General features: G+C 40.9%; 18 protein-coding genes and 5 pseudogenes. 12 read left to right on the top strand and 11 right to left on the bottom strand.

All coding sequences use genetic code 11. The features are described from left to right. Positions 1–27 precede the first annotated feature (27 nt). Both PP175_RS02145 and PP175_RS02140 read left to right on the top strand, forming a co-directional pair. Positions 28–732 carry a cytochrome c biogenesis CcdA family protein gene (locus PP175_RS02145; RefSeq protein WP_272441233.1) on the top strand — a complete coding sequence of 235 codons (705 nt, stop codon included), beginning with the start codon at positions 28–30 and terminating at the stop codon, positions 730–732. Between the two features lie 461 nt (positions 733–1,193). Continuing rightward, positions 1,194–2,384 carry an oxalate decarboxylase family bicupin gene (locus PP175_RS02140; protein ID WP_272441232.1) on the top strand — a complete coding sequence of 397 codons (1,191 nt, stop codon included), beginning with the start codon at positions 1,194–1,196 and terminating at the stop codon, positions 2,382–2,384. A gap of 503 nt (positions 2,385–2,887) precedes the next feature. Here the strand turns inward: PP175_RS02140 and PP175_RS02135 are convergent. Next, positions 2,888–3,733 (bottom strand): annotated as a pseudogene (locus PP175_RS02135) (reverse transcriptase domain-containing protein); the annotation flags it as partial. Positions 3,734–3,819: 86 nt separating this feature from the next. Here PP175_RS02135 and PP175_RS02130 point away from each other — a divergent pair. Together PP175_RS02130 and xerA are read left to right on the top strand one after the other, a co-directional pair. Beyond that, positions 3,820–5,604: a tyrosine-type recombinase/integrase gene (locus tag PP175_RS02130; RefSeq protein WP_272441231.1), complete on the top strand. Its 1,785-nt coding sequence runs from the start codon at positions 3,820–3,822 to the stop codon at positions 5,602–5,604. A gap of 122 nt (positions 5,605–5,726) precedes the next feature. Continuing rightward, positions 5,727–6,689 carry a site-specific tyrosine recombinase/integron integrase gene (gene xerA, locus PP175_RS02125; RefSeq protein WP_272439344.1) on the top strand — a complete coding sequence of 321 codons (963 nt, stop codon included), beginning with the start codon at positions 5,727–5,729 and terminating at the stop codon, positions 6,687–6,689. 84 nt (positions 6,690–6,773) lie between these two features. Here the strand turns inward: xerA and PP175_RS02120 are convergent. The 3 genes and pseudogenes from PP175_RS02120 to PP175_RS02110 all read right to left on the bottom strand — a co-directional run. Then, positions 6,774–7,199 (bottom strand): annotated as a pseudogene (locus PP175_RS02120) (reverse transcriptase domain-containing protein); the annotation flags it as partial. 189 nt (positions 7,200–7,388) lie between these two features. Then, positions 7,389–7,529: a hypothetical protein gene (locus PP175_RS02115; protein WP_272439345.1), complete on the bottom strand. Its 141-nt coding sequence runs from the start codon at positions 7,527–7,529 to the stop codon at positions 7,389–7,391. A gap of 283 nt (positions 7,530–7,812) precedes the next feature. Continuing rightward, positions 7,813–8,037 (bottom strand): annotated as a pseudogene (locus PP175_RS02110) (NAD(P)H-dependent oxidoreductase); the annotation flags it as partial. A 55-nt stretch (positions 8,038–8,092) separates the two neighbouring features. Here PP175_RS02110 and PP175_RS02105 point away from each other — a divergent pair. Both PP175_RS02105 and PP175_RS02100 read left to right on the top strand, forming a co-directional pair. Then, positions 8,093–8,725, top strand: coding sequence for a YdeI/OmpD-associated family protein (locus PP175_RS02105; RefSeq protein WP_272441230.1), 633 nt, complete (start codon positions 8,093–8,095; stop codon positions 8,723–8,725). 175 nt (positions 8,726–8,900) lie between these two features. After that, a complete protein-coding gene (locus tag PP175_RS02100) occupies positions 8,901–9,482 on the top strand; it encodes a DJ-1/PfpI family protein (RefSeq protein ID WP_272441229.1) in 582 nt (193 codons plus the stop codon). Positions 9,483–9,613: 131 nt separating this feature from the next. Here the strand turns inward: PP175_RS02100 and PP175_RS02095 are convergent, their stop codons facing one another. Beyond that, positions 9,614–10,765: an NADH-dependent flavin oxidoreductase gene (locus PP175_RS02095; RefSeq protein ID WP_272441228.1), complete on the bottom strand. Its 1,152-nt coding sequence runs from the start codon at positions 10,763–10,765 to the stop codon at positions 9,614–9,616. A 313-nt stretch (positions 10,766–11,078) separates the two neighbouring features. Between PP175_RS02095 and PP175_RS02090 the strand changes: the two genes are divergently transcribed. Beyond that, positions 11,079–11,471 carry a MerR family transcriptional regulator gene (locus PP175_RS02090; RefSeq protein ID WP_272441227.1) on the top strand — a complete coding sequence of 131 codons (393 nt, stop codon included), beginning with the start codon at positions 11,079–11,081 and terminating at the stop codon, positions 11,469–11,471. A gap of 28 nt (positions 11,472–11,499) precedes the next feature. Here PP175_RS02090 and PP175_RS02085 read toward each other — a convergent pair. Next, positions 11,500–11,805 (bottom strand): annotated as a pseudogene (locus PP175_RS02085) (transposase); the annotation flags it as partial. 98 nt (positions 11,806–11,903) lie between these two features. Here PP175_RS02085 and PP175_RS02080 point away from each other — a divergent pair. Both PP175_RS02080 and PP175_RS02075 read left to right on the top strand, forming a co-directional pair. Then, positions 11,904–13,130, top strand: a complete 1,227-nt coding sequence (locus PP175_RS02080) for an ISL3 family transposase (RefSeq protein WP_272441226.1) — start codon at positions 11,904–11,906, stop codon at positions 13,128–13,130. Between the two features lie 206 nt (positions 13,131–13,336). Further along, positions 13,337–14,016: pseudogene (locus tag PP175_RS02075) on the top strand (transposase); the annotation flags it as partial. A 316-nt stretch (positions 14,017–14,332) separates the two neighbouring features. On the opposite strand, the gene PP175_RS02070 reads toward PP175_RS02075, so the two are convergent. Further along, positions 14,333–15,250, bottom strand: a complete 918-nt coding sequence (locus PP175_RS02070; RefSeq protein WP_272441225.1) for an AraC family transcriptional regulator — start codon at positions 15,248–15,250, stop codon at positions 14,333–14,335. A 247-nt stretch (positions 15,251–15,497) separates the two neighbouring features. Between PP175_RS02070 and PP175_RS02065 the strand changes: the two genes are divergently transcribed. From PP175_RS02065 to PP175_RS02055, 3 genes are all read left to right on the top strand, one after another. Beyond that, entirely contained in the window at positions 15,498–16,481 is a 984-nt protein-coding gene (locus PP175_RS02065; protein ID WP_272441224.1) for an aldo/keto reductase, read from the top strand. Between the two features lie 35 nt (positions 16,482–16,516). Then, positions 16,517–17,368 (top strand): aldo/keto reductase, encoded by an 852-nt coding sequence (locus tag PP175_RS02060; RefSeq protein ID WP_272441223.1) that lies wholly within the window; start codon positions 16,517–16,519, stop codon positions 17,366–17,368. A 762-nt stretch (positions 17,369–18,130) separates the two neighbouring features. After that, positions 18,131–18,427 (top strand): hypothetical protein, encoded by a 297-nt coding sequence (locus tag PP175_RS02055; RefSeq protein WP_272441222.1) that lies wholly within the window; start codon positions 18,131–18,133, stop codon positions 18,425–18,427. A gap of 173 nt (positions 18,428–18,600) precedes the next feature. On the opposite strand, the gene PP175_RS02050 is transcribed toward PP175_RS02055, so the two are convergent. The 4 genes from PP175_RS02050 to PP175_RS02035 form a co-directional block, all read right to left on the bottom strand. Then, positions 18,601–18,885 carry a hypothetical protein gene (locus PP175_RS02050; protein WP_272441221.1) on the bottom strand — a complete coding sequence of 95 codons (285 nt, stop codon included), beginning with the start codon at positions 18,883–18,885 and terminating at the stop codon, positions 18,601–18,603. A gap of 1,472 nt (positions 18,886–20,357) precedes the next feature. Continuing rightward, positions 20,358–21,689, bottom strand: a complete 1,332-nt coding sequence (locus PP175_RS02045; protein WP_272441220.1) for a multicopper oxidase family protein — start codon at positions 21,687–21,689, stop codon at positions 20,358–20,360. After that, positions 21,686–21,958: a cupredoxin domain-containing protein gene (locus PP175_RS02040; RefSeq protein WP_272441219.1), complete on the bottom strand. Its 273-nt coding sequence runs from the start codon at positions 21,956–21,958 to the stop codon at positions 21,686–21,688. Before PP175_RS02040 ends, PP175_RS02045 begins: the two co-directional genes overlap by 4 nt. A gap of 119 nt (positions 21,959–22,077) precedes the next feature. After that, positions 22,078–22,677, bottom strand: coding sequence for a class I SAM-dependent methyltransferase (locus PP175_RS02035; RefSeq protein WP_272441218.1), 600 nt, complete (start codon positions 22,675–22,677; stop codon positions 22,078–22,080). Positions 22,678–22,705: the final 28 nt, after the last annotated feature.

The raw sequence follows: 22,705 nt of genomic DNA, 5'->3' as shown, positions 1-22,705 counted from the left end.
TTAAAATAAACATGGAGTTGGTATTCGTTGATAGATATGAGTATATGGGTTGCCTTTGGAGCCGGTTTTTTATCCTTTGTTTCTCCTTGTTGTTTGCCACTTTATCCTACGTTTCTCTCATATATAACTGGAGTTTCGGTAAGTGAGATCAAAAACACAGGGTTAGCAAGTCCGACAGCACTGATTCATACATTCTTTTTCACCATTGGGTTCTCCATAATATTCTTTGCTCTTGGTTTTTCCACAACTTTTCTAGGTGCACTCTTTAAACTAAATCAAGACCTTATACGTCAAATAGGCGCGATCCTAATTGCCGTAATGGGTCTTGTTATGGCAGGAATTTTTACTCCGAAGTTTATGATGAAAGAATATAAGATGCATTTTACCAATCGACCTACAGGCTATGTTGGTTCGACTTTAATCGGAATAACGTTTGCCGCAGGGTGGACACCTTGTGTTGGCCCTATCCTCACAGCAGTTCTAGGTCTAAGCGTAGCAAACCCTACACAAGGTATATGGTACATGATCGCCTATACGCTTGGGTTCTCGATTCCTTTTTATATCATGTCATTCTTTATTGGCAAAATGAGGTGGATAAGTCGTTATAGCGGGTTCATCATGAAAATCGGAGGTGTTACGATGATCCTTCTTTCTGTCTTGCTTTACACGAATCAAATGAGTGCCATAACGAGAACTTTAATTCGGCTTTATGGAGGGTTTTCTGGATTTTAATCATCCCAAAAAATAAAAATATTATTTTTTATCAATTTTGCTTATGAGCATTTGCCACATTCCATATCACATGGCGAATAATTTTACAGAACCATTAGGTGGAATGGTCACAACCATTAAATATGTCTAAAAAAGCCTGCAATAAAACAAAACAGTCTTTAGGTGCAAAACAGTAACAAAAAAACATGGATAAAGATTTTTATTCCTCTCTATTCAGTAGTGGACGATCGGGCAAACCCACCTTCACAGAACCCATGAAACGATAGGACGTACAAATGTATTTAATGTTCATTAAGGTTTAACTGCTCTGTAAAAGTTGACCGTTGACTTTCTTATCAAACTAACAGGCAGTATACCGTTATAAGAGGACATAGTTCCTAATCCTGATTCTATTCATAATTTAAAATTAGGTACCTGAACCAGTGTAAAATACTTAGTGAAAAGAATCAGGGGTGTTTATTTTGGAAAAACAAACAAGGAACGTATACATACCACAACCGATAAGGGATGGTGCCGGATGGTGGGATTTCGGACCACGGGATATTTGGCGAGACCTTGAGAACCCCGATATGTTGGTTTCGCCTGCTACGGATGCCGGAACGCTTCCTAACCTAAAGTTTTCTTTCTCCGATGCCTATATGCAGTTAAATCATGGTGGTTGGTCACGGGAAGTTACAGTAAGACAACTTCCGATTGCGACCACCATTGCTGGTGTGAATATGGCTCTGACTCCGGGTGGTGTGCGTGAGTTACATTGGCATCAACAAGCGGAATGGGCTATCATGCTTGTGGGGCGAGCACGCATTACAGCAGTTGACCAGAACGGGAGAAACTTCATTGCTGACGTAGGCGTGGGAGACCTATGGTACTTTCCTCCTGGAATTCCGCATTCTATTCAAGGGTTGGAAGAAGGTTGTGAGTTTTTACTGGTCTTTCCTGACGGTAATTTCTCTGACCTCAATACTTTATCTATCTCCGATTGGTTCTCACACACGCCAAAGGACGTACTATCGGCGAATTTCGGGGTTCCAACAAGTGCTTTTGCCCATATTCCAAACCATCAGCTATACATTTTCCAAGGAACTATTCCTGGTCCACTCGAAAGTCAGCAGGTAGCAGACCCTCAAGGCACGGTACCAAAAACCTTTAAACATCGACTACTTGCACAAGAGCCGATTGTAACTCCGGGCGGGAGTACTGTGCGAATAGTCGATTCAACCAACTTTCCTATTTCCACTCAAATTGCCGCATCGTTGTTGGAAATCAAACCAGGCTCAATGAGAGAAATGCATTGGCATCCAAACAATGATGAATGGCAATATTATATCTCAGGTACGGCTCGCATGACGGTTATGGCACCAAATGGTACTGCTCGTACTTTTGATTATCGTGCTGGGGATGTAGGATATGTACCACGTGCCTTTGGTCACTACATCCAAAACACTGGTAATCAAAGTGTGTGGGCTTTGGAGATGTTTAAGAGTGACCGCTTTGAAGATATTTCACTGAATCAGTGGATGGCTCTTACTCCTCATCAACTCGTACAACAGAACCTAAATGTAGGACCGGAATTAATGAACGCATTGCGAAAGGAAAAACAATATATAGTACAATATCCGGGATTCTCTTATTACCCAAGAATGGATAGATAAGTGTTTTAGCCGCCTCATAATATCCAAAAGTTGATGGTAAAAGATGTCCAGAATCTGCTAGATACTTTGACCAAATCCGAAACAAAAGGCTGTCAATGCTGTAAAGCGTTCTTTAAAATGAAAATACATAGTTTTGCAGATCGGTTACTCTGAGGCAACTTCAGATGGAGTGGAGGGCATGATAGACTTGTATGGTGAAGCCAGTCCTTGAGACTACTGGCTTTCTGGCTTGGTAATCATTCCCGCAGAGGCTCTGTGTCAAGTCGCTAATATATTGTTTCTGGCATTTAATTGATGAATGTCTGGCAGTATATTTAGTAATCTTTATGAATTATTTCTCAAAGAAAAAATGTATAGATACTAATATTCATACATTTTTTTGAAGTAGTTGTTATTAAACAAACGTTGCAGTTTAGTTCAAGAAGAAAAAATCGAGTAGGAGGGGGTGATTAACCCCCGACCTCTCACACCACCGTACGTACCGTTCGGTATACGGCGGTTCATTATGTACTCCGCAACGAGTCATATCGTTCTGCCAGACTCTTAAGCTGAAGCGATTCGAAGAATCGATTATTCAACGTTCGATCCAGGACAGGACTGTTGGAAATACGCCAGTATCCCTTGCGGGAATTACCCCACTCGAAGGCTTTTGCTTTAGGAACACCTAAAGCGATAAGCCTTTTTACTTTTGTACGGGGAAGTTTCCACTGTTTCCATAGGCACATCCGCAATCGTCTGCGAATCCACATATCAAGACTTTTGAAAACACTTGGCGTATCTGCCAGCGCAAAGTATCCCAACCATCCCATGAGATATTGATTGAGTTCCTCGATTCTATCATCGATAGCCATCGGACTCTTCCGGGACGTGATCGCGCGGATTTTCTGTTTAACTCTTTTCAGAGATTGGGGAGCGATGCGGACTTTCGGATTGACATGGAAGGTAAAGCTAAATCCTAGAAATTTGCGTTTCCATGGACGGTCTACCGCACTCTTTTCCTGATTCACTTTAAGCTTGAGTGTTTCTTCAATAAAGTTGGTCACCGATGCTTTCACCCGTTCTCCCGCTTTACGTGTACGAACGTAAATATTACAGTCGTCTGCATAGCGGACAAACTTGTGTCCTCGCTTCTCCAGTTCCTTATCCAGTTCATCTAATACGATGTTGGAAAGCAACGGACTTAGTGGACCACCTTGCGGCGTGCCCTCTTCCGAATCTCTGACAACTCCATGTATCATGACACCCGCTTGAAGAAATCGACGAATCAAGAGAAGAACCGTTTTATCTTCTACTTTCTCCGCTACCTTCCTCATCAACCGATCATGATTCACTTTGTCGAAGAATTTCTCTTTAGCGATATAAGATAGACCCATAGGATCATCCCTAGACAAGATCGTGAGATCTTGTAAACTAACTTCAGAGAGGTACACATCTTATGGAATCTATCATCGAGGATTATCGAGAATATCAAACCATTATTCGAGGATATACGCCAAAAGTGGTGAAAGCTACTTGGCGGGAACTCAAAAAGCTAGCTCAATATCTGGAGAACTTATCCATCAACTTTCAAAACGTTCAACTCGTTCACCTGGAGAACTACTGTATTGAACGTACAGAAAGTAAATCTCTTGGATACCGAAATGTAATCATTAGTCAACTTCGTTCTTTTTTTAATTATTTAGTGCAGCAAGAATTACGTTTAGAAAATCCTGCTCGTCATCTAAGGTATACGAATCTAGATCTTTATCAATCCTTACCTGAGATCGCTTCAATAGAGGAAATTCAAGATTGCCTAAAGGAATTAAAAAGGCAAATCGACAGTTGTTTGAGCCGTCGTCAATTCGACCCTATCCGAAAGCGTAATCTGGCCTTATTTGCTCTTTTGTATGCCTCCGGCATTCGAGCTGGAGAAGCAGCAAACTTACAGATCAGAGATATTCTATGGGAAGAACAAGTTCTCATCATTCGAGAAGGAAAAGGGCGAAAAGAACGGCGAGTTCCCGTCGTTAATGAGATATTAGAATTACTTCAGATTTATTTAGCTACGCGTAATGATCTTGAACCTAACGCACCGCTATTCTTAACCTGGCGGAAAGAAGCGATGGACAACAACTTAATAGGTGCTACCTTTAGGAAATATCATGAGATGTGGGAAAAATCCCTTCGCCCCCATCAACTACGCCATATTTGTGCAAGTCATCTGTATCAACAAGGAGGCAATATCGTACAAATCAAAGACTGGTTAGGCCATAAACGGCTGACAACAACCCTTCATTATACTCGGATTCAAAACCCAGAGATAGAAGCAACACTGGAGTCACACCCTATCAACGAAATGTCTTGTTCATCAAAACCCAAGTTGGAAATTGTTAACGTATCTAGCCAAAATAAACCACTACGTCGAAAATATACGATGACTCCCATAGCTGAACCTCTTACAGGAAAATTAGCAGAACAAATTCAAGAATTCCTTCGAACTGCAGAGGGTATGAAGAAATATTCGAAGGGTACGTTAAAGGAATTTCGTTTTAGTCTTACTCGATTTGCCGTAGGCTGTCCACATTGTCTGGAGAAAGGAATTGAGGTGTTACGTGCCGTAGACATCATTCGCTGGCTTAGTGCTCGTAGACAAGCCGGAATCTCTCCTTGTACGATAGACAAAAATCTATCCCACCTTCGCTCATTTATGGCTTACGCCATAGACCGTGGCTGGAGAACTGAAAATCCGATGGAGGCACTTAAAATGGTACCCAAACAACCGAAAGAACAAACCTATTTAACGGAAGAAGAGATGCTACGTATACTTTCTGCACCTGATCGCTCAACTAACCAAGGTTTTACGGACTTTATTACTCTTTTGGTACTCTATGCAACAGGGCTCCGTGTCGGAGAACTGAGTGCTCTAAACATCGAAGATGTGGACCTAAAAGAAGGCTGGATTCATGTACGAGAAGGAAAATCAGGTGATCGTCAAACAGCTATTCCTAAAGCAGCTATTGGCGACTTAAAAAAGTATGTTGGACTCTATCGCAAAGCCAAATCGGGCCCTTTCCTATTGAATCAAAAAGGAACTCGTATTAAACCATGGACCATAACAAGGCGTATACGAAAATATTCCGAAGCTGCTCATATTGAAAAGCCTGTTAGCCCTCATACCATTCGTCATACTTTTACGGCTCATCTTATCCAACGAGGTGGAAGAGTAGAAGCTCATAGCTAAAGCACTTGGACATAAGTCATTAAAAGAAACCACCCCCTATGCTCACGCCGATTTCGAGGATATCAGAAAAGCCGTTAGCCTACTTCGCAGAAATATTCCACCCGTGTCAGGAGAGAAAAAGCATGAATAATGAAGCCATTCTTAGAGAATTTCTCGACTATACCCAATTTGTTCGAGGTTGTCGTCCTAAAACCGCCGATGCCTACGCCATCGATATGAAAGTTTGGCAAACATTTTGTAGAAATGACTACCCACAAATGGACAATCCCTCCAAAGCTAAAATGGTTGTGGATTATATCCGCTACCTTCGTGTTGACCGTAAGAATGGTTCTTCTGCTGTGCAACGTAAATTGGCCACCCTTTCAGCATTTATCGACTATCTCATTCTTATGGAGATAATAACTCCTAAACAAGATGAACGAAAAAAATGGCCGAAACTTCTCGATACACCGGAACGACTTCCAGTGGTCTTAGAAAACAAAGAAATTCAACAGATACTCACCCAACCAGACACCACAACTATTTTAGGCCGCCGTGACCGGGCAATCCTTACTTTGATCTACTCAGTTGGACTACGAGTAAGTGAAATCTGCTCCCTCCAGCTACGTAATGTCCATTGGGAAGAGAAACGAATTCTGATTCAAGGAAAGGGGGGACGGGAGCGATATGTACCACTGGATTCAATCGTTGAAGACGTCATTAAGGATTACCTCACTTCTAGAACTAGCACTATTTCTGAGCTCTTTGTCAGCAAAAAGGGAGGTGCGCTAACTTCTCGAGCTATTCAGTTTATGGTTAAGAAATATGCGGCACGAGCTGGTATCGATAAGAAAGTCACTCCCCATAAATTGCGACATACATGTGCTACTCACCTTTTGCAAGAAGGCGCTCATTTAGTGGCCATTCAAAAATTATTAGGCCATAAGAGCCTAAATACGACTCAAATTTATCTACACATCACCATTACAGACTTAAAACAACTTTCTCAACGCCATCCGATGCGTAAAATGCGTACTGTCATAGGCTTATGCGGTAAACCAGTAACTTGTTTTCAAGCACCTTACGGTGCCCGAACGGGTACGTAATTCTGAAATACTGCGATTTAATTAGAAAAACATAGATAATAAACGTTAATTAACTTAAATAGGCGAGGGCCACTCTAAATTAATATCGCTAAATTTCTCCAGATCCATGTCGACCACCCACCTATATCCCTGCTGCATGTAGCGCTTCGCTTTCCTTACGGCATCATGTCCTCGCCTTGCAGGGCGGAATCCATAACTATGGTCAGAAAAGCCAGGGGCAAAGAGAAGCGTCAATACTTGCGCAAGTGCCTGTTGAATGAAACGGTCGGTCACGGTAGGGATGCCTAACTGCCTCACGCCGCCGTTCGGTTTCGGGATTTCGACCCGACGGACTGGGCTCGGTTTATAGGAGCCCATCTCGATGGAACGGCGAATGTCATGCCAGTGTTCCTTAATATGTGCTCGTAGGAGTTTAACTGACATACCGTCCACGCCATGACTTCCTTTATTCCGTTCCACTTGCTTTAGGGCAAGTAAGAGATTGTTCCGTGACAGCAATTGTTCAATCATAACGTATACTCCTTGCGTGAATGAAAGGCCCAATTTGTGCCGAACGCACACTCCGCCCTTCTGAAGTTCCCCGTGGATTCACCACTTCTTCCTTCAGATAAGTCCTTTCGGATTGTCTGCCTTCATCGCGTGTCTTCGAACGCCTTGTCTTTCATTCTCCATAATGTTCAGCCCTTCCATGGTTTGTCGTCACAACCCATGTACTATGGCTTCTGCTGACTTCTGTCTGTTCAGCTTATCCTCACGGATAAGGTTGCCAAGGGAACTCGGCATGTCAGACAGATCTCCCCGGGTAAGAACATTATCTTCCCCTCCATCTATCTGCCTCATTTACTCTCATTCGCCTTCGGCAGTATGGACTTCGTCTTGTTTAGCAGACTCATCCAACGAATGTTAGCCTTATATGAGGTTCGTGTTCCTCAGACCGGAGGTTTGCCGCCGGCTTCCTTCAGATTCGACCTCACGGTCGACACCCTTGCCTTAAGCTATGGTTACTACTGCCTTCACCATTCGGGACTTGAACCCTATAGATAATGCCCATGCCGGGCGCACTAAAATAACCTGAGTCCATATCAGGACTCAGGTCGTATATTTGTGCTTTTTAATTTACGGTCTACTTAACATTAGTAGTCTTTGAGAAATGGAAATTAATTGTATCTTCAACTTTATTTAAAATGCCTTTATATGCTTTTGTATCAAGATAACCGATGCTTCCAAAAAGTAAGTGTTCTACAGGTTCAATACCAACAAAGTCGAAAATACCAGTATCAGACGTGATTTTCAATCCATCAGTCATACCAGACTTATCGTAAATTTCTTTAGGAGTACCGAATGTACTCGGTTAATCCAATAAGAAATCGTTCGATGAAGATGTGAAAGAGGGGTGTACCTTGATGACAAACAAAAGAATGAATCCTAAGGTTGATGCATATTTCACTGAGGGTTGCATGCGTTGCCCTCTGGGAGGGACTCCTAACTGTAAAGTCCATAATTGGCAGGAAGAATTGAAGAAACTGAGAATGATCCTTCTTGACTGTGGACTGACTGAAGAATTGAAGTGGTCTCAACCTTGTTACACATATCAGAAACGAAACATAGTTTTAATGAGTGCATTTAAAGAATACTGTGCGATTAACTTTATCAAAGGTTCCTTATTAAAGGATGCCAATGGTATTCTAATCAAACCTGGAGAGAATACGCAGGTGGGGCGTCAGATTCGGTTCACCAATGTTCAAGATATAGTTGAGATGGAACCCACCTTGAAAGCATATATTTATGAAGCCATTGAAGTGGAGAAATCTGGTGTAAAACCAAATATTAAAAAGAATCCAGAACCAATTCCTGAAGAACTTCAAAAGAAATTAGATGAAATACCTGCCTTGAAAACTGCTTTTGAGGCATTGACGCTAGGACGGCAAAGAGCATACATTCTTTATTTTTCAGCAGCCAAACAATCAAAAACTCGGGAGTCAAGAATAGAAAAATGTATGCAGCAAATTCTCAATGGAAAGGGATTAAATGATTAGTATAATATTCTGCTTGAACTAACGGGGATCAATAGCGGAGGAGTCAGTGTACTGGCTCCTTTTTTCGTTGTTCAGCTATTGGGCAGTTTAGCGTAATAAATCCGGAAGGTATTTTTTGGTATGTAAAGAATTGACTACGTAAGATTAAATTACAAGATAGGGGCGAGATTTATCAATGAAGATTGCTTTTATCCTTTTTGACCAGATGACTTCTCTCGATTTTGTGGGTTTCTATGATGGTATTACTCGATTGAAAACTATGGGAATTAAAGATGACCTCCATTGGGATTTATGTGCCTATACTGAACAAGTAAATGATGATCGCGGAATTACATACAGTGTAAATAAGGTGCGTTCAGATTTGTCAGCTTATGATTTGATATTTATCCCTGGTGGGATGGGAACGAGAACATTAATTCATGACACTGAATTTATTAATTGGCTGAAAACGGCTGAAGTAGTCCCTTATAAAGTTTCTGTATGTACGGGTTCTCTCCTTCTAGGAGCTTCTGGATTCTTAGAAGGAAAAAAGGCAACGACTCATCCTAACGCTCTCGACTTGCTTGGATTATATACAGAACACGTTCAATCCCAGAGGGTTATAAAGGATGGAAACACTATTACTGGTGGAGGGGTAGCAACTTCAGTGGATCTCGGACTATATTTATGTGAACTTTTTGCTGGAAAAGAAGCGGTAATGAAAATCCAAAAACAAATGGATTATCCATATTATCATACGGATGTAGTCACACAATAGCTCTAACAACGAGGATCGTTACTAAATACCGGCTGCTACGGCAGCCATTTTATTTACTATGCTAATTGGCAGGTTAGCTTAGGTAAAACACAAAGAAAAGAGGCACTTCAGGAGTATCTCTTTTCTTTCTTTTATTTAGTTACTTTATCGGTAGTTTCTACCGCAAACCAACCAGTCGTGGCTTGAATGACATTCCATAGCTTTTCAGGAATATCCAGTTGGTCTAGTTTTGATATCTTCAGTGCTGTTTCTATTTCATCTTCACGTCCATTTGCGACCAACTCGACCCAATTGGGATTCATAATTAACGCCTGACCTATGGCAATTAACGGTAAGCCTAATTCGAAAGCTTTCAGTGCATCATCTGGAGTTCTCATGGAACCAGCAGCCATTACAGGCACTCTCCCGTTCGCTCTTTCGAGAATTAGTTCAAGTCGTGTTTTTTCGTTCTGGCTGGTTTTTGGTTTAGATGATACATCATCTAATGAAGCATGGATGTAATCTAAATCTTGCTCAATGAGGCGGTCAATTAATTGGTACGTATCTTCCATTGTTAATCCGCCTTCTGTTGATGATTCTTCAGGGGAAACCCGATATCCTAACATAAATGGTTTGGTAGCATGTTTTTTAATGACATTTTTGATTTCATTAATGACTGCAAGCGGAAACCGTAGGCGATTTTCAAGTGTTCCTCCCCATTGGTCCGTCCGTTGATTAGTCGCGGGAGACCAGAAATTTTGAAGTAGAAATCCATGCGCCCCATGTAATTCAACACCGTTAAACCCTGCTTCAATGGCTCGTCTCGCCGTTTCTCCAAAAGCATGAATCATATCCAAAATTTCTTCGTGGGATAGTTCTCTGGGTAATATTTCAGCAGCAAATAGAGTGGCCTCCGTCTTCACTGCGCTTGCGCTTACCACCTCTCCATTTGGAATAAGTTCCGTCACAGCTTTATTACCAGCATGGAAAATTTGGAGTAGGGCAGGGGACCCTCCAGTTTTCGCAGCGTTAGCTAATTTCCGTAAACTTGGTATAAATTTATCATCGTACGCAGCGAATTCATCCGTAAAACCTTGTCCGTTTGGAGTAACACGAGTGCAACCCGTAATAACAAGCCCAACACCATTTACTCTGCGGCTATAATACTTTACTTCATCATCAGAAATAGTACCGTCCTCGTTGCTTGACCAAGTTGTCATTGGAGCCATGACTAACCTGTTCTTAATACTCACTCCACTTCGGAATGTGAAAGGCTCGAATAACTTGCTGTATTTAACGTTCATTTTTATAACCCCTTTATTTGTTTATTTCAGTTAACCTTATCCACGGGCAGCTCCCGTAATAAACCACACTTTAATCATATATGTTTACCTACTTCGTTCCTTAGAGTCTCCAGTGACTTACATGTGATTTACGGTGATTTAAAATTTCTTCTATTAGTTGTTACACTTTATTGTAAGTTATTGTTGTTACAACAAGTCAATTTTATATTCTTATATGTGGGAAGCATTATTATATAAGGGTTATTGAATTTTTTTATCTTTTTTGGTATGATTTTAGTTATAGTTACTATAACTAAAATAGGGGGACGGGTAGATGTCATATTCGATGAAATATGTAGTTGATCATTTAAATATATCCGCAAATACTCTTAGATTTTATGAAACTGAAGGGATATTAAACGAAATCTCTCGTGATTCCAAAGGTCGTAGAATTTATAGCGAAGAAAACATCGAGTGGATTAAATTCATTCGTTGTCTAAGGGAGACAGGAATGCCAATTTCAAAAATAAAGGAATATATAGACCTTTATGAATTAGGAAATGCTACATTCCTGCAAAGAAAAGAGATGATGATGCAACACAAATTAGAGGTACAAAATAAAATAAATGAAAGTCTAAAATATTTGGAAATAATCAGTTATAAAGTAGCTACGTATGAACTTCAAGAAGAAGAAGTTATGAAAAATAATATCAAATGTCACCTGTAATAAAGGGGTTGCAGAAGCAACCCCTTTATTGAGTTCGTCGATTAAAACTGATTGTAGAGTGATCAGGAACCGGCTCGGCTATGTTGAATCATAAGAACCACCGATAAGCCACATTCGTTAGAATTTCTTTTTCTAGTTGGCGTTCGGAGTGTATTCCGTAAAAATAGCCGATAAACATCATCTTAAAAAGTGTGACAGGGTGAATCGAAGGTCTTCCGTTGTTTTCACAATAGTAGGAAGATAGTTTCTCCTCAATGAATGAAAAATCGATAATGTTATCTACTGAACGTAAAAAATGGTCCGAAGGAACAAGGTGTTCAATGGAAGTGGCAATGACTTCATCTCTATTATTTTTTTGCTTCCTCGCTGTCTAGCGTGAAACATATATGTTAATGATAGAGCTATCATACTTTTTACAAGGGGAATAGCTCAATGAAAACTAATGAACAACAAGACTTAGAAATGTATCAAGCAGCTTTACAACTTGAATATCCTTGGTATGTCATCCGCAAGGAATTTGATTTGAACAATGGTCGTTTGGATATTTATTTAGATTTTGACCGTAAGGGCAACTTTCCCTGTGCCACTTGTGGTGCAAAGAACCAGCCCTTCTATGACATCGTGGTAAAGGAACGTGTCTGGCGACACTTGGATTTCTGGCAGTATACCTCTTTTCTGCATGCTCCTCTTCCGCGTGTACGTTGCGAGCAATGCGATAAAGTGAAAGCTGCTTCTGTTTCTTGGTCTCGCCCAGGCAGCGGCTTTACGGAACTCTTCGAGTTTCGGGTATTAGAACTGGTAAAAGAAATGCCGGTGAATGCGGCTGCTCGTATTATGCGCGAACATGACACCCGTTTATGGCGTACTCTTCGCTTCTATGTCCATAAGGAACTCGAAAAGCAAGATTTGTCAAAGGTAACGAAAGTGGCCATTGATGAAACATCCTCTAAAAGAGGACATCAATATGTGAGTTTAGTTGTTGACATACAACAGCGAAAAGTCATCTTTGCTACAGAAGGAAAAGACGCTTCTACACTGAAGCGATTTAAAGCTGAATTAGAGACGAAAAATGGAGCAGCAGAACAAATAGAAGAATTCTGCAGTGATCTATCTCCCGCTTTTATTCAAGGAGTGAAAACGCACTTTCCTAATGCAAATCATACCTTCGATAAGTTTCATATTTTGAAGCTGATTAATGACGCGGTCGATGAGGTGCGTCGACAGGAACAAAGAGAAATACCGGAACTAAAAAGAAGCCGGTATGTTTGGCTTAAAAATGAAAAAAATCTCAATGTAAAACAGAAAGAGCAGCTCATTCGCTTAAAAGAAATGAATCTGAAAACGACGAAAGCGTATCATCTAAAGCTGGCTTTTCAAGATTTCTGGACAAGGCCCGCCTTACTAGCCGATCTTTATTTGCAAGAATGGTACAACTGGGCTGTTCGCTCCCGGCTTGAAGCGATGGTTCAAGTAGCGAAAACCATTAAGCATCACAAACAAGGCATTTTACAATGGTTTCAGTCGAAAATAACCAATGGTCTCTTAGGCATCAATAGCCTTGTTCAAGCTGCAAAACGTAAAGCACGAGGCTATCGAACGATACAAAATCTTATGACGATGATTTACCTAATCGCTGGAAAGTTAGAAATAGCCAAGTAAAGAAAAAAGGACAATTACCGGTATGAAAACAAGCATCATTCGCTCGTCCAACCAATAACAGTCCCTGTCCTACTCCAAGTATGAACAGGATAAGAAAAACATATACCGGGTGGATTCAAGCGGATTTCGTGAGTTCAACCAATAACAGTTCCCTGTCCTATTAATCTTTTAAATTATCTCTAAATCATGGTAATTAGCGAAGAGCCAATGTTTTCTGGTTTGGATACAAGCTTCATTTAGCTGCGGAAACAAAAAGTCAATATATCTTGGTTCACTTGCTCTCTTCAGGAAATATGAATGATGCGAAAGCTGCTATCCCCCTGTAAAAGGAGTGGCTGAGCGTTTTCCCGTTCTTAACATCACGAAAGTGATGGCAGACGCTGGATATGACTACAATCCGATCTACGAACAGATCCATCGCATGAAGGCGGATGGTATTATTGCTTATAATAAGCGAAATTAAGCGCCACCTATCGGTATTGACAAGCATTTTTCACCGACATGTGTACGGGAGCATTCCTATCGTTATGACAGCTATGATAAGAAATACGAGACACTCAAATATACAAGACCGAAGGAATGCAGAGAATGTCCACTAGCTCATGACACGTTATGTCAAAAAATCATTAAAATCAAAAAGACAAAGGATTTACGGCGTTACCCTGCTCCTGCAAGAGGAAGTAAGGCATGGAAAGAACTTTATAAAGAGCGTACTTCTGTTGAACGAGTAAATGCCTATTTAAAAGAATATTTCCAGTTAAATAACATCCGATACCGTTCTGGAGGTCTTGCAAGAGTTCACACTGATTTAATATGCTTACTGTTCAATGCCTGTAAAATTGCCGTTAACCGTATTAACACCAAATTAAATTGCAAAGCAGCCTAAGCTATTACGACGACCTACGGTCGTTTTAAAATCAAAATACTGAAATTCTGGGAGCCTTAGCATCTGAACAAAAAATAATTATGAAATTGATTCAATTAATATTCAGTTTTAGATATCCCAAGGTAATTGCTTATTGTGGTAACGAGGATCAATAGCGGAGGAGTCAGTGTACTGGCTCCTTTTTTCGTTGTTCAACTATCGGGCAGGATAGCTGAATAACGATGATAACCCACTACGAAAAAAGGAACAGATTGTCTTAGACATCTGCTCCTTTTTTATATTCTATCTGGGATTCACGCCGTCGTGGGCAAGGGATTCATACGTTTAAAGTTTGTTCATATTTGCCCCTAAGGCGCTTTATATCTTCCTTGGGTGGAAAACCAAACATGCGAGAATATTCACGGCTAAATTGCGTGGCACTTTCATAGCCTACCTGAAATGCAGCATCAGCTGCATCAATTGGATCGGATAATAACAGGCGCCTAGCTTCCTGCAACCTGAGATGTTTTTGGAACTGAATTGGACTCATTGCGGTTACCTCTTTAAAGTGCCGATGAAGCGTAGCAACACTCATATTAGCTATCTCTGCAAGTTCCTCAATCCGAAAAGAACGATTATAGTTGTCCATTATATGGTCAATTACGTCACTGATTTGATTGGTGGCACTTCCATCTATTGCTATTTGTTTCAGCACACCCCCATGTTCTCCTTGTAGCACCCTATAGATGATTTCTTTTGTGACTAGAGGTGCAATTACCGGAATATCTTTAGGGTTGTCTAGTAAACGCATTAATCTGGTTACCGCGTCTAGCAGAGGCGGTTCTATCCGGCTGACATACATACCTCGCTTAGGATTTTCCTTCTTGTCAACTCCGATTTTAGAATCACGTAAAACGTCTAGGATTTGAGTCGACGTTAATTCAAGTTTCAGAGCCAAATACGGAACCTGGGAAGAGGCTTGTGTTACTAGTCCAGTAATTGGTAAGTTAACGGATGCAACAAGGTAATCGGCTGGACCGTACTTATAACACTCCTCTGCGAGCAATATCTCCTTGTCACCCTGTACTACAATGCATAAGGAAGGTTTATAAACTCCGTAATTTGGTCCGGTAACACTAGAGTAACGAGACAAAAATAAACAGGGAATAGCAGTCGCGTGAGCACCGTCCCGACCTGTATTACGCTCAATCAGTTTGGTGAGTTCAACCTGCTGTGTATTTATTTGTTCAGACATGGGAACCTCCTTGCTCCTTCACTGTTGGTGGTCCAATTATAATCATATTTACCCGTTAAGTAAATCTTCGTGATAGGATCAGGCAATCATTTGATACGATTGTGATACCAGTATCTGTTGAATCTATTGGATAATAAAGATGCTCAAGTTTTTGTTCACACTTTATTGTTGATCGCAAAAGATTGGCAACGAATTCTTAAGAAGCATCCACAATGCACAAACTATAAAAAAGGAAGGGAAGATAAACATGCAAATACGTAAATTAGGAAAAAGTGGTTTGGAAGTTTCCGCTATCGGGCTAGGTTGCATGGGAATGAGTCATGGTTATGGTCCCGCATCGGACAAGAAAGATATGATCTCGCTGATCCATGCGGCAATTGACCGCGGTGTTACTTTCTTCGACACAGCTGAAGTTTATGGTCCTTATGTGAATGAAGAGTTGGTAGGTGAAGCACTTGCCCCATTCAAGGGAAAGGTGGTTATCGCAACTAAGTTTGGTATTCAAATGGTCGATGGTAAGCAGGTGTTGGACAGCAAGCCAGAGCAGATTAGGCGATCCGTTGAAGGATCCCTCAAACGCCTGAAAGTAGATACCATTGACCTGTACTATCAACACCGTGTTGACCCAAATGTGCCGATTGAGGAAGTAGCTGGAGTCGTACAAGACCTAATTAAGGAAGGTAAGGTTAAGCATTGGGGACTGTCTGAAGCTGGGGTAGCAACAATCCGCCGGGCACACGCGATTTTGCCGCTCACTGCCATTGAAAGTGAATACTCCATGATGTGGCGAAATCCTGAAGAAGAGCTGCTACCTACCCTTGAAGAACTCGGAATCGGCTTTGTTCCGTTTAGTCCGCTGGGCAAGGGCTTCCTTACCGGAAAAATTGATAAAAGTGCAACATTTGTTAAGTCCGACTTCCGCAGCATTGTGCCACGCTTCAAACCGGAGAATCTAGAAGCCAATCAGGTCTTAGTTGAACTGATAAAGAAGATTGCTGAGGGGAAAGACGCAGCACCGGCTCAAATTGCACTTGCATGGGTGATTGCCCAGAAGCCATGGATTGTTCCGATTCCCGGCACACGCAAAATGAAGCGCCTGGAAGAGAATCTTGGCGCTGTGGACGTCAAGCTGACTCCAGAGGAACTAAGTAATTTGAACGATGCGCTCTCCAAGATCGAAATTTCGGGAGATCGCTATCCGGCAGAATATGCAAATAGAGTGGGTAAATAACGGAAACTTATATTAAAAAAACTGGAGGATTTCATATGCAAAAAGTAACTCTGAACAATGGTGTTGAGATGCCGATACTAGGCTTTGGTGTTTATCAAATTCCAGATGCAGATGAATGTGAACGAAGCGTTTACGATGCCATTAAGGCCGGCTATCGTCTGATTGATACAGCCGCCTCTTATCTAAATGAAGAAGCAGTTGGCAGAGCAATCAAACGCAGTGAAGTACCAAGAGAGGAATTATTCATCACTACAAAACTCTGGGTTCAAGATACCGGCTATGAGCGCACAAAGAAAGCATTCGAAAAATCACTACAAAGACTACAATTGGATTATTTGGATTTATACCTCATTCACCAACCGTTTGGTGATGTTTTTGGCTCTTGGCGGGCTATGGAGGAATTGTATCGTGAAGGCAAGGTCAAAGCAATCGGAGTGAGTAACTTTCAGATGGACCGTCTGCTCGATTTAATGCTTCGCAACGAAGTCATCCCTGCCGTAAACCAGGTTGAAACACATCCTTTCTGCCAACAAATCGAAAGTGCAAAACTGATGAAAGAAAACAATGTTCAAATCGAGTCTTGGGCACCTTTTGCTGAAGGGAGAAATGACCTCTTCCAAAATGAAGTTTTAGTATCTATAGCTGAAAAGCACAAAAAATCTGTTGCTCAAGTAGTTTTACATTGGTTGACCCAAAGAGGTGTTGTTGTTATCCCAAAATCTGTTCGTAAGGAAAGAATCATCGAAAACTTGAATATCTTCGACTTTGAATTAAGCCAAGAGGATATGGAGAGAATCACTACGTTAGATACGGGAAAGAGCTTGTTCTTTTCGCATAACGATCCTGAAATCGTGAAATGGATGGCTACCCGAAAACTTGATATTTAATTAACATAACAGAATGAAGTGCGCTGAAGTCCAAGAGGCAAGCCAAGCAGGCTTGTCTTTTTTAGCATTCGGTAACTTTAGAATCACCAATTGGTGATTCCGTAAGTGGATTATTTATATCAGGAATGGGTATACGACATGTTGTTTTCGGAGGATTACTATTCTTTATTTTGAACTTAATAACAATGCCGCAAAACGAACTGGACAAAATTCCTAAACCACAATGTCACAATTTACTAAATGATGGATAGTATAGGTTGAGAGTTACCCTGTTACAGGGGCTTTTTTATGCCCCTTTAAGATGTTATTGAACTATTGGGGATCTATAGTTCAATAGCTAAAAACGGATACTTCTTAGAATGCTCTTGATCCCCGTTAGCACAACAACTAAATCCATTTTAATTGCCTAATATCAATCATTTTAATATCCCAATAGAAATTATGGACGATATCCGATATAACGTTCAAAAATATTTAGTACGTCCAATAGACAAACGTCTATACGGCTTTTTTATCTTTTGCATATGGTTAACTTTGTAACGAATAAATTCATTTAAAGGAAAGTGACTTTACTCAGTTGTTTTTCTTATTTTCTTCGTTGTGTCCTTCATACCATCTGCTGGTTACGCTGCTGTCACAGCTTATTCCTTTAATAAACGGAGGTTGTAAAAATGGATGATTTTCAAAAAGAACTTCAAGGGTTGAAAGTTTCTAATTTCCAGGTGGGTCCGATGATTCCTGTTAGCTCTCAAGACCAATTCTATGATTCTACTCGACAATGCGGCGGTGGCGGTCGTTGTGGTGGTGGTGGCGGTCGCTGCGGCGGTGGCGGTCAATGCTTTGGCGGCGGTCAATGCTTTGGCGGCGGTCAATGCTTTGGTGGCGGTCAATGCTTTGGTGGCGGTCAATGCTTTGGTGGCGGTCAATGCTTTGGTGGCGGTCAATGCTTTGGCGGCGGTCAATGCTTTGGCGGCAGTCAATGCTTTGGTGGCGGAGGTGCACGTTGTGGCGGTGGTGCCCGTAGTTTCTAGTTTCATAAAGGAAACCTTGGTTGCCTAAGGAGAAGAGCCCTTCAGTTCTGTTATAACAGTAAACATATTTGATTTTATTAAGATCAGATAACATTCAAATGGTAAAGCAAAGAGCCCACCAGGGTTCGGGTGGGCTTTCTTCTTTATCCCAGATAACTTGGTTAATTATATTAAGTAATCCATGGACATAAATAGCAATTATCAAATGAATAAAAACGGTAAGAGAAACAGAAAAGGGAAAAAGAATCGGTGGAAGCGTCTAAATGGACGTCTAAAGAACCGTTCGCCTTGAAAATCCTCCGCTTTAACATCAATATTCTTTTCAATAAGCTTCATGGATGGACTGACATCATAAAAAGATGGGATTAGCATCGTCACTCCCCGGTTATTTACGCTTTCAATTTTTCCATAATAAGAACCAAATTTTGTATGAACCATTTTCCATTTACCTACGTTTTTAACCATCTCTTGCTGAAGGTTTGCCAACTATGATTCCCCCTAACTATCGATAATTTGTAGCTTCAATATAGGATATGAAAAAAAGCCATTCTTGTCCTAGTCTATTAACCCCATTTTGACTCTTCCATCAATGTAATCCCTTCCATATACTCCTACAGTTTTATTATTACCTATCTAAGATCCACTATTTCTTAGGAAAGTTCTGTTCAAATTTGGAAGTATAAGTAAAAATTGGAGCTGAAATAATCGTATCACGCTAAAGATCCTCGTTAATTGAACAATAAGAACCGCTATATCGATCTCCATAACGCTCTTCCTGAATTTCCTCTAGCTCAGCAGTTGGTGAAAGAGTTAAATGAAATTCTCCATAAAGCAGCCGACTCCCATAGAAAGATTGTTCCTGTGTATGCCTCCTTTTTTACATCACGAAAATAAGCTGTTATTTATCGATGGGTTACATCCCAACTATAATGAACATCGATTAATAGCAGAACCATTAGAAATTTAGATGATAAACCCTAAGGCTTCTGCTCCATGCAAGTAATATCATCCGTCCCTTATTTAAAGAGGAAGAGGATATGGCTTCCGGTATTAACAACAACAAATATATGTTATCTCGTGCACTTCCCCCTTAGTTATCCAGCTTTTGTTATGTTATCGGATATAAATCCAAAAATGAGTCTACTGAGCACTTGTCCACAACAAAGATAAAACGAATCATATGATACATGGAAACTACATTTGAAATAGCAAAAACGAATTTCTTTTGATAATCCATTACTGGTCTAACCTTCTCTCCATCGCATGAAGTGTAGTTTACTCCATTCAACATCGGAGGTGATAGTATGTTCTTTACAGGCATTCGATTCGTTCTTGTTATCTTTGTTCTGCTTGTGATCATTTCTGAAGGTTGCGAAAGAGGTTGTGACCGATAATGGGTAAATCTCACAGATGCAATCTCTGAAAACCCATAGACCTCCCTCCTAAAAAAGCCCGTTCAATTTGAACGGGCTTTTGCTTACCAAGTAAATGTGACAGATGTATCTCCCAAAAGCTCCCTACCACAGGAAAGGTCATTCTCTTAGAAACAACCGTTGGTGCCGATCGGGTCCAAATGTTTTTGAACATAATTTGTGTTTATTCAACTATTCTGCCCAATAGCGGAATAAAAAAAGGACTGCCGAAACAGCCCCTTTTTGAAGTATAGATTCCAAATGCATCATGATGCCCTTTACTATTTAAATTTGGGGTTCTCGAAAACATGTAAAAATAAGCGGGTCTAAAACCCGCTTATTTTTAAGAACTGTGCTTTATTCTGTCGCCATCATTTTATCACTATGAGGCTGGGTGACTATGAACCGACAACCTAAGAGTACCCCGTACCGTGCAATTTCCTAGTGCAATGCTTGCTTTTATACCTACTATCAGTAAACCCGTTTGGTTTATGCAACAAGTTGCCCCAAAAAATTTTTAACCAGCCATAACAAAACAGTTAATTTTTATTCCTTCACCCCTGCTTTATCAACTCCAGCCGGTGTTTTATACCCTACATAGTGGACCACCGTGGCCATCCCTGTACTTGCATGATGCAGGTCATGGCAGTGGAACATCCAGTCACCCGGATTAGTCGCATGGAAGGCAATTTCAAAGGTCTCGTTTGGCTTTACATTCAGCGTATCTTTAATAATAGGCGATCCTTTTAACGGCACACCGTTTTTGGAAAGAACGATAAACGAATGACCGTGTAAGTGCATGGGATGATTTGCCTGTCCTTTGTTTTCAAAGGTTACTTTTACCCATTCATTTTTGTTTACATTTAACGGCTCGGTGTTAGGGAAAGACTTGCCGTTTATCGTGTACTTCATCCCCATATCAGAACTGGGATCCATTACATCTTGGAACACCATTTTAAACTGTTTGTTAAATTTTTTAGGGATTTCTATTTGGCCTTTTCCGTAATTTGTAACATCAAACAACTGAGAATTCATCTGGCCACTTTGGGCGACTTGGTTATTATCCTGATTCTTAACCAGAATTTTTATATCTTTTGCGGCTGGCCGCTGGGTGCGATCCATTATCGCGAAACTAGTTGAAGGCACGATAAACTCAACATCGTATCGTTCACCGGGGGCGACTGGTAATAATTTATTTTTTATGTCTGCCGGTTGTTGAATATCCTGCCCGTCCGTCGCAACTACCTTATAGGAGACATTTCCGAAATCCATTAAGCGTAGTTGATACCCAGCATTAATAAAACGCAGTTTTACTTTATCCCCAGTTTTCACCTGAACGGGTTCAATTAAAGAACCCGATTTACCGTTGACGGTAAACAAATTATAGGAAGCCATATGATCCATATTCATCTTACTTTCCATTTGTTGCTGGGACATATTTTGCATACTGTCTCCGGACATGTTGTTCATGCCATCGCTTGACATGTTGCCCATATCACCATGAGACATGTTCTGCATTTGAGAATGATCCATGCCATTCATAGAGTGGGTATTCTTTGAAGTGCCTGTTTCCCATTCATCGAGTATGACGGTATAATCTTTGTTTACTTGCGGTTCATCTTTCTTTTCAACGATAAACGCCCCATAGAGCCCCTTGTCTATCTGGTGAACACTATCGACATGGGAATGGTACCAGTACGTTCCCGGAACAGTTGCTTTAAATTTATACGTAAAAGTTTGGCCCGGTTTAATTGAATTCTGTGATACTCCTGGAACACCGTCCATTTCGGACGGTACGGGATAACCATGCCAATGAATCGTTACATTCTTCTGCAATTCATTTTTTAGGTTCACCACAACTTCCTGTCCCTGTTTCACCCGAATTTCCTACTCGGAACAGTTCCGCCATACGTCCATACAGGCATCGTCACACCTTTTGCCAACTCCTGCTCGGTTGCTTTGGCTACCAAGTCAACGGTAACTTGATTTCCTTTATCTTTGATGCTGGCCAACGATTTAGATGTTTCTGTTACCGCTGGCTTATCATGCGACGCCTTTGCAGATAGGACTTCAGCTTTTGAACCACATGCCGCTAAAAGTAAACTTCCTGCAAAAACGGAAGCGATTAGTAAGCTATGTTTCTTCACTTTTCCTCATCCCTTCTTCTCCTGTTCTTTTCTGGTTTCTATTTCTGTTATACCAAAAGGTTGTGAAGAAACATTGAAGTTCAGCTAAAGACACAATTTTGTTAAAGATGGCAGTATTCCTAGATTTTTTTATTAACTGCTTCAACAGCAATAAAAATATCTTTAAAGTATCGTTCAACACGGAGCACTTTGAATCCGGCCATTGTTACTTGTTGTAGGCTATCACGGTTTAAATGGCACCCGTGACATAATCGCCTCCATATTGGCGTCAGACAGTCCTGCAACCGGCCCAAAAATGGATTATTATTCAATCTTACATGTTCAAAAAATAGAACAGTTCCGTCTGGTTTGCAAACCCGCCGAATTTCCGAAAGAGCTTTTGATGGATTTGCGATTGTACAAAGAACCAATGTGCCCACAACCGTATCAAACGTATTATCTGGAAAGGGAAGGGCCTCTGCCCCAGCACTAATAACTTCAATTGGTATTTGGACAGTGCTTACCCTCTTTAAAGATCGTTCCCTCATGAATAATTCCGGTTCAATCGCAACAACCTTTTCAACTTGTTCATAATAAGGAAAGTTATTTCCCGTTCCCGAGCCAATCTCGAGTACCGTACCTGACGCGTTTCGTATTAGCTTTCTTCGAATATCCCGTAGGCCCCTGCGCTCTAAAGGCTCCATAAATATATCGTAAAACCTAGTAAACCATGTCCCCATTATCTCCACTCCCGTATGGTGTATGGCT

Source organism: Aneurinibacillus sp. Ricciae_BoGa-3 (assembly GCF_028421645.1).
In the GTDB taxonomy this organism is placed as follows: domain Bacteria; phylum Bacillota; class Bacilli; order Aneurinibacillales; family Aneurinibacillaceae; genus Aneurinibacillus_B.
This window is presented reverse-complemented; position numbering and strand designations above follow the sequence as displayed.